Below are 13805 nucleotides of genomic sequence, written 5' to 3'. Positions count from 1 at the left end.
TCAGTGTCCTGCGGCCTTGATCACGATGGCGGTGATGTTGTCCGGAGCGCCCCGGGTCAGGCCCAGGTGGATCAGGCTGCGCACCACGTCATTGGGCTCGCTGTGGCTGAGTACGTCACGCAGCTCAAAGTCCTCGGCGGTCTTGTTCAGGCCGTCGCTGCACAGCAGGAAGGTGTCGCCGTCCTGCACCTGCAGGTCAATCTGGGACAGCTCCAGCTGGGCCTCGACGCCAATCGCCCGGGTCACGATGTTGGCCCGCGGGTGCACCCGCGCCTCGGCCTCGCTGAGCAGGCCGCTGTCCTGCAGGTCCTGGACGTAGCTGTGGTCCCGGGAAATGCCTTCCAGCTGTTCGTCCCGCAACCGGTACAGGCGGCTGTCGCCGGCCCACAGGCACACGGCCCGGGCCCCGCGTACCGCCAGCAGCACCACGGTGCTGCCCATCATGGTCACCCCACGGTTGGCGGTTTCCTCGCGCACCGCGGCGTTGACCGCGGCCAGGCCGTTGCGCAGCGCGGCGACATAGTCGTCCAGGCTGTCGGCGGCCGGAACCGCCCGCAGACTGTCGACGATCAGGCTGCTGACATAGTCCCCGGCGGCGTGCCCGCCCATACCGTCGGCCACCAGCCACAGGCCGGTCTCCGGGGCTTCGAGCCAGGCGTCTTCATTGATTTTCCGCACCATGCCGACATGGCTGTAGCTGGCGGACTGGTAGGACAGTTGCGGCGCTGAACGCATTTAGACGGCACCCTCTTGTCCGAGCAAAAATTGCGCAAATTCACTGGCCGGCGGCAAGCCCTGGCAGCGCAACAGCATTGGGCTGATGTACTGCGAACCGCGCCCCCACCAGGCACTCGATCCCGCGCAGGCCTGGGCTGCAAGTACCGCGCCCCGGGCCTGTGGATCGCTGACGTAAAACCGCTGCAGGCCGGCGTAGTGGCTGCCTTCGATCCGGCTGGCCGGGCTTGGCGCGCCCAGGGCCTGCAAGCCCTCTTCCAGGGCTTCGAAACTGGCGCCCTCTTCCAGGGTCGCCAGCAACAGCTCTTCCACCTGTTCGAACCACTGCTCCGGGCCGCCGACCAACGAAGCCAGGTCAGCCTCGGGCTCCAGCAGTGCAGCCACGGTCAGGGGGAAATAGCGCCCCACCCGGTCGATGCTCGGCATCACCACCCCGACCGCCGCCTGGGGCCCGCAGACCCCGGGGGCCAGGGCGAAGCGCCACAACGGGCTGATCAGGTAGGCGTTCAGCCACTGCTCGCCCAGGGCGTTCTGGCTGGCCAGCAGCCCCGCCGCCAGCCAACTGTCCCAGGGGCCGATGAAACTCTGCGGCAGGCCACGGCTGACAAAATCGCCGCGGCTGGCCAACTTGCCGTACAGGCCCGGCGCCGTCATAGCCGCTCCGGCAGGCTGAAGCCACTGAGCACCCGGCTCTTGAACGGGTTGAAGGCGCTGCTGGCCCGCAGCTCGTAGGAAATGCTCGCACCGTCCACCCGTAGCCGCAGGTTGAAGCGGTCCGGCGAATTGGTGGCGGTCAGGTCCGACTGCTCCAGCAGGCGGAACCAGGCCCAGGGGCCATCCAGGGTGATCCCGGAACGCCCGGTGGCCGAAGGCGGCATGATCGACAGGCGCACCACGCCGATGCTCCCCGGGTTGGGCCATTGCATGGCCACCGGCCGGCTCGGGCCGTGGTCGTAGCTCAGTTGCTGGCCGTCCAGGTCGAGGAGGAACTGGCTGATATTGGCGTCCATCGCCACCGGCTTGAGTTCGAAACGCACGGCCGGCTGGGTACCGCCACTGGAGCGGAAGAAGGCGTCGCGAATGTTCGAAGCGCGCTGGAAGGTCTGCAGCACGCCAGGGGAAATCCCCAGCTTCTGCGCCGCGCCTGGCTGCCAGCTCCAGGTGGTGGTCGAGGTGTTGACGTAGGGCTGCAGGTACTTGCGGAAGTAGTTGTCCATCACCCCGCCGGTGCCGAAGAACTGGCCGAAATCTTCCAGGGTCGCGTCCCGGGAGCTGCCCGGCGACATCGGGTAACGGCCGCTCAGGGACTGGCGATAGACGTTCACCACTTCGCTGACCCAGGCCGCGTTCAGCTGGTTGCGCACCCCGCCCATCATGGTGTTGGTGGTGGAGCCCACCACCGACTTGACCAGCCCCTGGACCACCGGAGGCTGACGCTCGGCGGTCAGGCTGACCCGCGCCGCAGCGGCGCTGGCCTGGTTCTTGGCCTCGCCCAGCAGCGCGTCGCCGCTGGCTCCGACCATGGCGCTGACCTGCACGTACAGGGCGTTCATGTCCGCCAGCAGGCCGTCGATGGCCGCCGGCTCGCCCTCGCCCTTGCTCACCAGGCTGTTGAGTTCGGCGAAGTGCGCACTCACCGGGTCTTCGCTGCTGGCCACGGCAGCCGGGTTGGCCGACTGTTCCTGGCCCAGCAGGTTACCCAGGCGTTGCTTGAGCTGGTCCACACCGCCCTCGACCTTCTGGCCCTGGGCCGCCAGCAGGCGTTCTTCCTGTTGCAGGTCGGTTTCCTTGGCCACGGCCACCAGCAGCTTCTTCAGCGGCGAAGTGGGCCCGGACAGAATCCGCAGCACGTCGGCGGCCTGGGCCACGCTGGTGATCGGCACGAAGTCGATGTCCGCCAGCAGGGCGTCCCACTGGCGCAGGTAATCCTGGAAGTACAGGCGGCGCACGTCGGCGGCAAGGCTGGCGACGTTCTGCTGGTCGGCCTGATCGCGACCCAGCACCCACTGTTCTTCCGCCAGGGTGCCTGCCTGGTTGAGGCTGGCCAGGAGGAAGCCCTGGCGGTAGCCCTTGGCGGTGAACAGCCCGCTCAGGGGCTCGCTCAACGGCTTGCCGCTCTTGCGGGTGAACACCAGCGCGGCGTCACGGCCACCGGCCTCGCTGAGGCGAAAGTCCGGCACGCCGTCCGGCAGCTTGGCGCGCTTGACCCGGTCATACACCCGCTGGGCCACCGGCAGCTGTTGCAGCTGGCGGCGCAGGTCGTCGATCAGGCGCTGGTCCAGGCGCGCGTTGGGCGGATGCTTCTCGAACAGCGCCTGCAGGTGGCCGGTCAGGGCCTGGCGTTGCTCGGGCGGCAGGTCGCGGGCCAGGGTGTGATCCCAGTCCAGGGTGATCCAGGCCTTGATGAAGTCCGGGTCGTAGTGCTCGCTGTCCGCCAGCATCAGGTAGGCCTTGAGCCCCTCGTAGAGGAAGTCCGAGTTGCCGCCGCTGTGCAGTTGCTCTTCGATGCGGGTCATCAACCGTGGGGCGAACACCGCCACCAGCAGCTTGCGATAGACGCTGGCGGACTCGGCTTCGAGCATGTCGCCCTGGTACAGGCCCAGGCCTTCGGCCCAGCCCGGTGCGTCGCCGGCCAGGTGGCGGGTGGCGTTGAGCAGCGGCAGCACCGCCAGCACATCGCGCTGGGCCGGGCTGAGGTTCTGCACGTCCTGGCGCACCGGGCCGACGCGCTGGTCGACCTGGGCAATGTAGGCCTGGTTGGCCCTGTAGCTGATGATCCACAAGGTGCTGACCACCAGCACCAGGGCTACGGTGCCAGCCAGGGCGCCACGGGCGATCCATTGGCGCCGGCGCTCGACCTTGGGATTGACCCCCACCAGCCCGCGCTCGGCAAAGGCCACGGCACTGAACAGCTTCTCGATGAAGTAGCTGCGCCCGGTGCCGGTCTGCCGCGCCAGGTGCTGGCGGTCCAGGTTCATGCTCTGGGCCATGGCGCCGATCAGGCGGTCGATCGGGCTGCCTTCCTGGGTGCCGCTGGTGAAGTACACCCCGCGCAGCAGTACCCGCTCTTCGAAGGCATTGGGCTTGAACACCCCTTCCAGGAAGCTCTGCAAGGATTCCTTGAGCGCTGCGAACTGCTGCGGGAAGCCGTAGATCAGGTCGCGCCGCGCCGGGTCGCGTTCCTGCTGCAGGCGTTCCACCAGGCGCTCGTTGAGCCGCTGCTCCAGGGCCGCCAGTTCCGCCGGCAGGTGGGCCAGGGGGCTGTCACCGCTCTTGCCGTCGTCCAGGGCGAAGGTCATGCCCCAGACCTGGGCCCGCTCTTCCTTGCTCAGGGAGTCGAAGAACTCCATGAAACCCGGCACCAGATCGAGCTTGGTGAGCATCAGGTAGATCGGGAAGCGCACTCCCAGCTGGGTGTACAGCTCCTGGATCCGCAGGCGGATCGCTGCGGCGTGGGCAGCGCGCTCCGCTTCGCTGCCGAGCAGCAGGTCGGAGAGGCTGATGGCAACGAAGGCGCCATCGATCGGCCGCCGCGAGCGCTGGGTTTTCAGCAGGTCGAGAAAGCCCAGCCAGGCTGCCTTGTCCACCGTGGCATGGCTGTCCTGAGTGGTGTAGCGGCCGGCGGTATCGAGCAGCACGGCCTGGTCGGTGAACCACCAGTCGCAGTTGCGGGTGCCGCCCACGCCGCGTACGGCACCGGCGCCCAACTGGGCGGCCAGGGGGAAATGCAGGCCGGAATTGACCAGTGCGGTGGTCTTGCCGGAACCCGGCGGACCGATGATCACGTACCACGGCAGCTCGTAGAGATTGCGTCGCTCGTCACCGCCGAGCTTGGCCTTCTTCAGCAGCGCCAGGGCTTCGTCCATGCGCTGGCGCAGGGCGGCCAGTTCCTCGGCAGTGGCCACGCTGTCCGGGTCCGGCGGGGTGTCGGCGGCCAGGCTCTGCAAGACCTTGGCCGCATTCCGACGGGCCTGGATGATGCAAAACACCCGGTAGCCGATCCATAGCGCGAAGATGAAAATGATCAGCGCCCAACGCCGGCCTTCCGGTACCAGGAACTCCAGCAACGGGCCAATGAACCAGATGATCAGGCTCAGGGCGATCAGCCCCAGCAGCGGGATCACCCAGCGAATCACAAAACTGAAAAACGCCTTCACTCGACCCCCTCCGCCAATACGCTGATTTCTACCCGACGATTACGTGCCCGCCCTTCGGCGGTGGCATTGGTTGCCAGTGGCTCGGTGTCGCTGCGGCCTTCGGCGCTGAAGCGCTCCGGCTGCCCGGTCTTCGCCGCGAGGATCTGCAGCACCGATTCGGCGCGCGCCTGGGACAGCTTCCAGTTGGACGGGAAGCGCAAGGTGGCGATCGGTCGGTTGTCGCTGTGGCCGGTGATCCGCACCTGGCCCTTGACCTTGCGCACGGCGTCGGCGATGCGCAGCATCAGCGGCTGGTAGTCGTCGAGGATGCTGGCGCTGGCCGAGGCGAACAACTCGTCGCCACGGATGGTCACCACCGAACGGTCGACGGCATCTTCCACCGCCACCCGCCCGGCCTTGATGTCCTCGGCGAGGAAGCCCGCCAGGCGCGGACGCTCGACAATCTTCGGCTGGATCACCGGGCGGTCCAGGGTCTGCACCGGGATCTCGCCCAGGGCATGGATGTTCTTGAACACCGGCTCGGCGTCCGCCGCCAGTTTCAGGCGCAGGCCGAACAGCAGCGCCAGGAGCAGGGCCACGCCGATGGCGATGCCGACCCAGGGCGGCATGAACTGGGCCAGCCGGTCACGGGCCACGGTGACCCCGCGCCAGTGTGGCGACAGCTCGCGCTCGTGCTCGCCACGGGCGCTGCGGATGGTGGCCGCGGTGCGCTCGCGCAGGGCCTCGAGCTGGCTGCGACCATCGATCATCACCCGGTAGCGGCCTTCGAAACCCAGGCACATGCACAGGTACAACAGCTCCAGCAGGTACAGGCGCTCGCGCGGGCTTTGCAGGCAGTGCTCCAGCAGCTGGAAGACCTTCTCGCCGCCCCAGGCCTCGTTGTGCACGGTGATCAGCAGGCTCTGCTTGCCCCAGTCGCTGGTGCTGCCCCAGGGCGTGCTCAGCACGGCTTCATCCAGGGCAGTACAAAGCGCATAGCGCGCCAGCAGCACGTCGTTGCGCGGCACGCCGGCGGCTTCCGCGCGCTCCTCGAACTGGCGCAGGTAGGCCAGCAGTTGCGCCCGCAGGCTGGCCGGCGCCGGGTGCGCCAGGGTGCTGCGCAGCCTTGTGAGCAAGGCCAGCAGTGGGCCCGCGGCGCTTTCCAGGGGGTTCAGGCCACGGGCCTGGCCGGCCGGCAGCGGCGCCGCCGGCATGGCCAGCGACGGCGCGGGCGCAGCAGCCGGGCGCCCGGGCTCGGGAGCACGGCCACCGGGGCGCGGCATGAATTGGGTACGGTCGTTGGGCGGGGACGGCTGCCCTGGCGAATCGTCGAAAGGATGCATCGCGACTTATCCTCGAATGGCCCAGAAGGCCAGGTTCAAGCCCGGGAATTCTCCCGCGACGTGGAACGCGAAGCCGCCGGAGTGAACCAGTTGTTTCCAGTGCTCGCTGCCACGGTCCAGCTCGTAGTAGGTCGAGCCTGCGTGGTACGGCAGTTGCCGCGGCGCCACCGGCAGCGGCAGCAGGCCGATGCCCGGCAGCTGCAGGTTGACCAGGTCGCGGATGTGCTCCACCGAACCCACCTTGCTCTGCTGGGCGAAGCGCCCGCGCAGGGTTTCGCCCGGCACGTCGGCACGCACCACCAGGATGAAGCTGGCGTTCTCCAGCAGGGTGCGGTCGGCCAGCATCGCCACGTGTACGCCGTAGGCTTTCTCGACGATGGGGATCGGCGTTGCCTTGCTGTCGATCAGCATCGACAGCGCTTCACGCAGGGCCTGCATCACCGGGGCGAAACTCATGGCCAGCTCATCGTGCTGGTACTGCGGGTATTGCTCAGGGCGCCGGGCGCTGTGGGTGAAGGTCGAGAACTCGCCGGCCAGGCTCACCAGCTCGCTGAACAGGCGCTCGGGGTGCAGCGGGCTGATCTGGCTCAGGTGGTTGACCAGGGGCTGGGCACGGTTCACCAGCTGCAGGAGCATGAAGTCGGCGATTTCCGAAGCGCCCCCCGCGCCCGATGCCACCACGCGCCCGGCCAGGGCCTCGCCGCGCTGGTGCAGCAGGCCCAGCAGTTCGCTGCGAAAGGCGCTCAACGGCTTGGACGCGGCCACGTCCAGCACCGGCGGAATGTAGCTGTCGTCCAGCACCAGAGCACGGTCGGCGCGTTTCTCCTTGACCCGCACCACACCAATGGCGGCGTAGTCGCTGAGGCCGTCCTGGGCGGTGAGCAGGCGCAGGGCCCGAGAGCCCACGGCCACCGGCGCGCGGTTCTCGAACGGTGCGTTGTCGTCACGCACCTCGCGCACCTGGCTCAGGTAGCGGGCACCGCCCAGCTCTTCGCCCTCGTCCACGGTGTCCCGGGCGCCGGCGCGCTTGAGGGGCAGCGCCAGGTACACCAGGCCGTCACGCAGGTTGTCGTCGATGCACAGCGGGCTGGGCGCCAGGTCGTCATGGGGAATGTTGAACGGCGTGCCGTCGGGCAGCAGGCCACGGGCGCTGACGATGGCCAGCTTGCCCTGGGCCAGCAGGCCCTGATCGATACGCAGCTCGGAGAACCCCCAGGCTCCCGTCGACAGCGGGCGGCTGCGGGCGTCGATGAGGTTTTCCAGGTAACGGTCATGCTGCTGGAAGTGCTGGGTTCCAATGAACATGCCTTCCGACCAGACCACGCGATTGTTCCAGGACATGGTTGCTCCGATTGCCTATTGGGCAGGGCTGGATGGGGATGCCACGAGCTCGGCGCTGACCGCGCGGACGTCGAGGACGATCTGATATTGGTTGCTCAGGCGCTGCGCGGTGTTGACCCCGACCCGCCACAGGGCCTGGTCCACTTCGCGATAGCCCACCAGCAGGCCGACCTGACGGGTGGCCGGGTCCAGGGTGCGCTTGAGGGTGAACTGGTCGCCGGGCTTGACCAGCACTTCATCCTGGTCGATCAGGTCCGGGCCGAGGGTAGCCGGCGCCCGCTCCGCCAGGGCGAAGTAGTCGGCGCGCATGAAGGTGGCCGGATTCTTCAGCTCGAAGATCCGTACCCGCACCGGCGTGCTCTGGCCATCAGGCCCGGGGTTGAGCCCGCTGACCGCCTGGAAATGCAGCTCCACAGTCGTGGCGCCGGGCGCTTCCTTGGCCAGTTCGCCGGGAGGTGGTGTGTCCTTGGCACAGGCCGCCAGTACCAGCATGGCAACCAATGTCAGCAATCGTTGAATCATCCTGCGTCCTCAATGACGTATCAGCTGTCCGTGTATCCGTGTTTTTCGGGTGTTCCAGGCGCGCTCAGGAACGGCGCAGCCGGTGGGTGTGTTCTTCATAGGCGCGGCTGAACTCACGACCGAAGAGGTCCTGGAAATCGTCCTGGGCCTCTTGGGAAATCTGTTTGTAGAGTGCAGTGAACTGCTGCCAGTTCTGCGCCTGGCGCGAGCCGCTGAACAGGTTGCCCAGGCCGCCGGGGCGAGCCATGCGGGCTTCCAGTTCAGTGGGCTCGAAGCGCCCCAGCAGGTGCTTGATGGCCGCTTCCACACCGGCCATGACCGCCAGCTGGTGGGCCCGCAGGTCATCGAAGCTGTCCTGCACGGCCTGATCCGGAGCCATGAATGCCTGGTTGCTGTGGCGCAGCAGCAGGAGCATGGCCTCGTCCACATTGGGGGCGAACTTCAGCGGGTTGTTTTCCACCGGGCGGATCATCGTCTGCTGCATGCGGAACTCGCCCTTGAGGCTGCTGCGGGCACGCAACACATCGATCAGGCCCTCGACCATCAACCGGTAGCTGCGACCCAGGCTTTCCATCTGGGCCTGGGCCTGCTGCGGCTCGATACGCAGTTGATCGAGCCCGGCCCCGCGCAGGAAGGCCTGGAGCAGATCCCCCTGGGGGGCGACCGGGGCCGGCGCGGGCGTGACAACAGGAGCCAGCTCCACTTCGGAAACCACCGGTGCCACGGGCGCCTGGGCGATCGGCTGCGGCTGCGGCTGCGGCTGCGGCTGCGCGGGTTCTGCCGCAAACGAGGCCTGGTGGGCAATCGGCGCGGCGGCAACCACCGGCGGGGCAACCACGGGCGGCGCACTGGACACTGGCGCAGGGCTTGCGGGCGTCGAGCCGAACAGGTCCCAGTCCTCCGGAATCATCGCCCCGCCCTGGGGCGCCGATGGCTCTGGTGGTGCCACGGGCTGGGGCACCGCGGTGGGGGTCGGCGGGCGAAAATCGTGCTGCTCGGCCGGCACGTGGTCCGGCTGGGTGGCCGGCGGGGTCGCGCTGGGGGCGAGAAAGTCGAACAGATCGGGAAAGGTGTCCTGGGCCGAGGCACCCTGGAAGTGCGCCACCGGGGCCATGGAAATCGGTTCGATAGGGGTCGGCGACGACGCCTGACGCCCCATCAGCGCCTCGAAACTATTGGAGCTGTCCCCGGAAAAGGGTTCAGCCCCCGGGCGGTTCAGACTGAAATCGATGCGCGCACTGATTTCATAATCGCCAATGCGAATAACCTCGCCATCTTCCAGTGGCTCGCTGCTACCCCGGCGCATACGAATACCGGCACGGACTAACTCCACACCATTAGTACTGTTATCGGTCAAATAATAACGGCCATCCTTGTATTGGATGACACAGTGCCGCGCGGAAACTAAGCGTTCGGGATCAGGAAGTACCCAGTCATTATCGGAACTGCGGCCAATTGCCATCATTCCCTGGTCCATTAGTTTTTCAGGGCATTGACCAGGGGTAATCTTGTGATAACTAGTGATAGTCAAACACAGCGACATCGCGCCTCCTTGCTGTACTTCCGCGTGCGAACCGGCGAAGGGAAAAAAGTTCCGTGAAAAAATGAAAAGTCCGCAAAAAATCCTTTAAACAGCGCCGTTCACAGCATGATCGCTCAACTTAAACTACACGCATGACAAAAGCCTTTCGTACCGCCCCGATCTGACTCGCCGGTCAAGGAACTAATAAGGCGACATAACACTGTCATGCGGGGCGAATAGCTTACCTTGACAAGGCACAACTACTACACCAAAAATGCACAACTTCTTGAACACGGATGATGGCTCACTAGTATCAACGAGTCCATATAAACCAAGAAATGTGCGCGAGTTCACAAACAAACTAGTGCATTAATTGCCTGACTGTCCTGCAGGCTGATAGGGAGATCAAACCAGGTGGATGTACCGATGTTGCTCGCCGCGGTTTCAGCAACTTCGCCTTGTGGCGAAGACCTGGAATATGACGCGGATTTCTTGCACTTGGAGCGGGCCGCACAGGGCCAGCCCGAGCGCAGCATGGGCGACTCGATCCTGCCGGCCGAGCCGCCGGACTGGCGCAGCATCCAGCAACAGAGCCTAGACCTGCTGGCGCGCAGCAAAGACCTGCGCATCACCCACTTCCTCCTGCAGAGCACCCTGGCCCTCGAAGGCCTGCCGGGCCTGGCCACCAGCCTCGAACTGATCGACGGCCTGCTCCGGGATTACTGGGCGGACCTGCATCCGCGCCTGGACGCCGACGACGACAACGACCCCACGGTGCGTATCAACGCCCTGGCCGGCCTGGCGTCCGACACCACCATCGGCCTGCTCCGCGAAGCCATCCTGACCCGTTCCCGGACCTTCGGCCCGGTGAGCCTGCGAGCCGCGCTGAACGCCGCCGGCCTGCAGCACTTTTCCGGCGAGAGCCTGGGCTCCGACCACCTGGCCGGCGCCCTGCAAGACAGCGACCCCGAGCACCTGGATGCGATTCGCAGCGCCTTGAGCGCAGCCCGCTCGGCGGCCGAAAGCATCGAGAAACAGGTCAGCGAACAAGTAGGCTCGGCCAGCGGTGTAGACCTCACGGCCCTCAAGCAACCCCTGCGCCTGGCGCTGCAGGTGCTGGGCCAGCACGCCCCGCAAAGCGCGCAGAACGCGGTCGAGGAACACGCCGATGGGCCGTCCACCGAAGAGCCAGGTGCGCCCGCAGCGCCAGCCCCGGTACGGATTTCCGGCGAGATCAGCAGCCGCGAAGACGTGCTGCGCAGCCTTGACCGGCTGCTGGCCTACTACAGCCGCCACGAGCCTTCGAGCCCGTTGCCGGTGCTGCTCAACCGGGCCAAGAACCTGGTCAACGCCGACTTCGCGGCCATCGTGCGCAATCTGATTCCCGACGGCATGTCCCAATTTGAAAACCTGCGCGGCCCTGAATCCGACTAACCCCGGAACAGCCGAGCAGTATCGTCAGCGGCAACCACCGACCGACGCCAACACCGTCGCAGCAGCGACCAGGAGCACAACGTGGCGAAGCAAAGTTCTCAAAAGTTCATCGCGCGCAACCGCGCGCCCCGGGTGCAGATCGAGTACGACGTCGAACTCTACGGCGCCGAGAAAAAGGTCCAGCTGCCCTTCGTCATGGGCGTGATGGCCGACCTCGCCGGCAAGCCCGTGGAGCCCCTGGCGGCCGTGGCCGATCGCAAGTTCCTGGAAATCGACGTCGATAACTTCGACTCGCGCCTCAAGGCCATGCAGCCTCGGGTGGCCTTCCACGTGCCCAACGAACTGACCGGCGAAGGCAACCTGAGCCTGGACATCACCTTCGAGAGCATGGACGACTTCAGCCCGGCGGCCGTGGCGCGCAAGGTCGATTCGTTGAACCAGTTGCTGGAAGCCCGCACCCAGCTGGCCAACCTGCTGACCTACATGGACGGCAAGACCGGCGCCGAAGAAATCATCATGAAAGCCATCAAGGATCCGGCGTTGCTCCAGGCCCTGGCCAGTGCGCCAAAGCCTGCTGACTCCGAGCCGAACGCGTAAATCAGGACCAACGATCATGACCGAATTGATGCGTGACAATCAGGCGCAACCCGGCGCCACCGAGCAGGCCAGCGAATTCGCATCGCTGCTGCTGCAGGAATTCAAGCCCAAGACCGAGCGTGCTCGCGAAGCCGTGGAAACCGCGGTGCGGACCCTGGCCGAACAGGCCCTGGCGCAGACCGACCTGGTGTCCAACGACGCCATCAAGTCGATCGAGTCGATCATCGCCGCCATCGACGCCAAGCTCACCGCCCAGGTCAACCAGGTGATCCATCACCCGGAATTCCAGAAGCTGGAAAGCGCCTGGCGCGGCCTGCACTACCTGGTGAACAACACCGAGACCGACGAGCAGCTCAAGATCCGCGTGCTCAACATCTCCAAGCCGGAGCTGCACAAGACCCTGAAGAAATTCAAGGGCACGGCCTGGGACCAGAGCCCGCTCTTCAAGAAGATGTACGAAGAGGAATACGGCCAGTTCGGCGGCGAGCCCTACGGCTGCCTGGTGGGCGACTACTACTTCGACCAGTCGCCACCGGATGTCGAGCTGCTGGGCGAGCTGTCCAAGGTTTGCGCCGCCATGCACTCGCCGTTCATCGCCGCGGCTTCGCCGACCGTGATGGGCATGGGCTCGTGGCAGGAACTGTCGAACCCGCGCGACCTGACCAAGATCTTCACCACCCCGGAATACGCCGGCTGGCGCTCGCTGCGTGAATCGGAAGACTCGCGCTACATCGGCCTGACCATGCCGCGCTTCCTGGCGCGCCTGCCATACGGCGCCAAGACCGACCCGGTGGAAGCCTTCGCCTTCGAGGAAAACACCGACGGCGCCGACAGCTCCAAGTACACCTGGGCCAACGCCGCCTACGCCATGGCCGTGAACATCAACCGTTCGTTCAAGCATTTCGGCTGGTGCTCGCGGATCCGCGGCGTGGAGTCCGGTGGCGAGGTGGAAAACCTCCCGGCCCACACCTTCCCCACCGACGACGGTGGCGTGGACATGAAGTGCCCGACCGAGATCGCCATCTCCGACCGTCGTGAAGCGGAACTGGCGAAGAACGGCTTCATGCCACTGCTGCACAAGAAGAACACCGACTTCGCCGCCTTCATCGGCGCCCAGTCGCTGCAGAAGCCGGCCGAATACGACGACCCGGACGCCACCGCCAACGCCAACCTGGCCGCGCGCCTGCCGTACCTGTTCGCCACTTGCCGCTTCGCTCACTACTTGAAGTGCATCGTGCGCGACAAGATCGGCTCCTTCAAAGAGAAGGACGAGATGCAGCGCTGGCTGCAGGACTGGATCCTCAACTACGTCGACGGTGACCCGGCGCACTCCACCGAAACCACCAAGGCCCAGCACCCACTGGCCGCGGCAGAGGTGGTGGTCGAGGAAGTCGAAGGCAACCCCGGCTACTACAACTCGAAGTTCTTCCTGCGCCCGCACTACCAGCTCGAAGGGCTGACCGTGTCGTTGCGCCTGGTATCCAAACTGCCGTCCGCCAAGGGCGCCTAACCCATAACCGACTCAAACCTGCGGCCGCAGCCACAGGCCGCGCGAGGTCCACAGGGCCTCGCGCAGCGGCAACAGAAGCTGAATCAACATCGTGGCAAGTGCCACACAGGGAGAAAACATGGCTGTTGATATTTTCATCAAGATCGGTGACATCAAGGGCGAGTCCATGGACAAAGCCCACAAGGACGAAATCGACGTGTTGAACTGGAGCTGGGGCATGTCCCAGTCCGGCAACATGCACGTTGGCGGTGGCGGCGGCGCGGGCAAGGTGAACATCCAGGACCTGTCTCTGACCAAGTACGTGGACAAGGCATCGCCGAACCTGATGATGCATTGCTCCAGCGGCAAGCACATCGACAAGGTGCGCCTGACCGTGCGCAAGGCCGGCGGCGAAAGCCAGGTCGAGTACATGATCATCGATCTGGAAGAAGTGCTGATCACTTCGCTGAGCACCGGCGGTTCGGGCAGCGATGACCGCCTGACCGAAAACATCACCCTGAACTTCGCTCAGGTGATGGTCGAGTACCAGCCGCAGAAAGCCGACGGCACCAAGGACGGCGGCCCGATCAAGTACGGCTGGAACATCCGCTCCAACACCAAGCGCTGATCCGCTTCGGTCGCCGCCCCGTGGCGGCGACCGGCCCGGCCCTCGCATTTTTCCTGGT

The 13805-nt window shown here is 65.9% G+C and carries 11 protein-coding genes; 4 read left to right on the top strand and 7 right to left on the bottom strand.

Annotated features, from left to right (window positions below; translation table 11 throughout):
- From AC1RMG_RS22270 to tagH, 7 genes are all read right to left on the bottom strand, one after another.
- Entirely contained in the window at positions 1-735 is a 735-nt protein-coding gene (locus tag AC1RMG_RS22270) for a PP2C family protein-serine/threonine phosphatase (RefSeq protein ID WP_011064247.1), read from the bottom strand.
- On the bottom strand, positions 736-1389 hold the full coding sequence (tagF, locus tag AC1RMG_RS22265; protein ID WP_011064248.1) for a type VI secretion system-associated protein TagF: 654 nt from the start codon (positions 1387-1389) through the stop codon (positions 736-738).
- The gene (gene tssM / locus AC1RMG_RS22260; protein WP_493170312.1) at positions 1386-4892 is read right to left on the bottom strand and encodes a type VI secretion system membrane subunit TssM; all 3507 of its coding nucleotides are present in this window, start codon (positions 4890-4892) and stop codon (positions 1386-1388) included. The genes tagF and tssM overlap by 4 nt, the downstream gene beginning before the upstream one ends.
- The gene (locus AC1RMG_RS22255) at positions 4889-6214 is read right to left on the bottom strand and encodes a DotU family type VI secretion system protein (RefSeq protein ID WP_011064250.1); all 1326 of its coding nucleotides are present in this window, start codon (positions 6212-6214) and stop codon (positions 4889-4891) included. Before AC1RMG_RS22255 ends, tssM begins: the two co-directional genes overlap by 4 nt.
- A 6-nt stretch (positions 6215-6220) precedes the next feature.
- Positions 6221-7555 (bottom strand): type VI secretion system baseplate subunit TssK, encoded by a 1335-nt coding sequence (tssK, locus tag AC1RMG_RS22250; protein WP_011064251.1) that lies wholly within the window; start codon positions 7553-7555, stop codon positions 6221-6223.
- 15 nt (positions 7556-7570) lie between these two features.
- Complete coding sequence (gene tssJ, locus AC1RMG_RS22245) at positions 7571-8077, bottom strand: type VI secretion system lipoprotein TssJ (protein ID WP_493170310.1); 507 nt, start codon at positions 8075-8077, stop codon at positions 7571-7573.
- 64 nt (positions 8078-8141) lie between these two features.
- The gene (gene tagH / locus AC1RMG_RS22240) at positions 8142-9620 is read right to left on the bottom strand and encodes a type VI secretion system-associated FHA domain protein TagH (protein ID WP_493170308.1); all 1479 of its coding nucleotides are present in this window, start codon (positions 9618-9620) and stop codon (positions 8142-8144) included.
- Between the two features lie 393 nt (positions 9621-10013).
- On the opposite strand from tagH, the gene tssA reads away from it, so the two are divergent.
- The 4 genes from tssA (at position 10014) to AC1RMG_RS22220 (ending at position 13747) form a co-directional block, all read left to right on the top strand.
- A complete protein-coding gene (gene tssA, locus AC1RMG_RS22235; RefSeq protein WP_492589317.1) occupies positions 10014-11033 on the top strand; it encodes a type VI secretion system protein TssA in 1020 nt (339 codons plus the stop codon).
- An 81-nt stretch (positions 11034-11114) separates the two neighbouring features.
- Entirely contained in the window at positions 11115-11630 is a 516-nt protein-coding gene (gene tssB, locus AC1RMG_RS22230; protein WP_011064255.1) for a type VI secretion system contractile sheath small subunit, read from the top strand.
- 16 nt (positions 11631-11646) lie between these two features.
- Positions 11647-13140 (top strand): type VI secretion system contractile sheath large subunit, encoded by a 1494-nt coding sequence (gene tssC / locus AC1RMG_RS22225; protein WP_011064256.1) that lies wholly within the window; start codon positions 11647-11649, stop codon positions 13138-13140.
- Positions 13141-13258: 118 nt separating this feature from the next.
- Positions 13259-13747 carry an Hcp family type VI secretion system effector gene (locus tag AC1RMG_RS22220; protein ID WP_011064257.1) on the top strand — a complete coding sequence of 163 codons (489 nt, stop codon included), beginning with the start codon at positions 13259-13261 and terminating at the stop codon, positions 13745-13747.
- Positions 13748-13805 lie beyond the last annotated feature (58 nt).

This window comes from Pseudomonas sp. GW822-FHT04H02 (assembly GCF_058800645.1).
The sequence above is the reverse complement of the archived record's forward strand: the minus strand, read 5'-3'. Positions and strand labels throughout refer to the sequence as shown.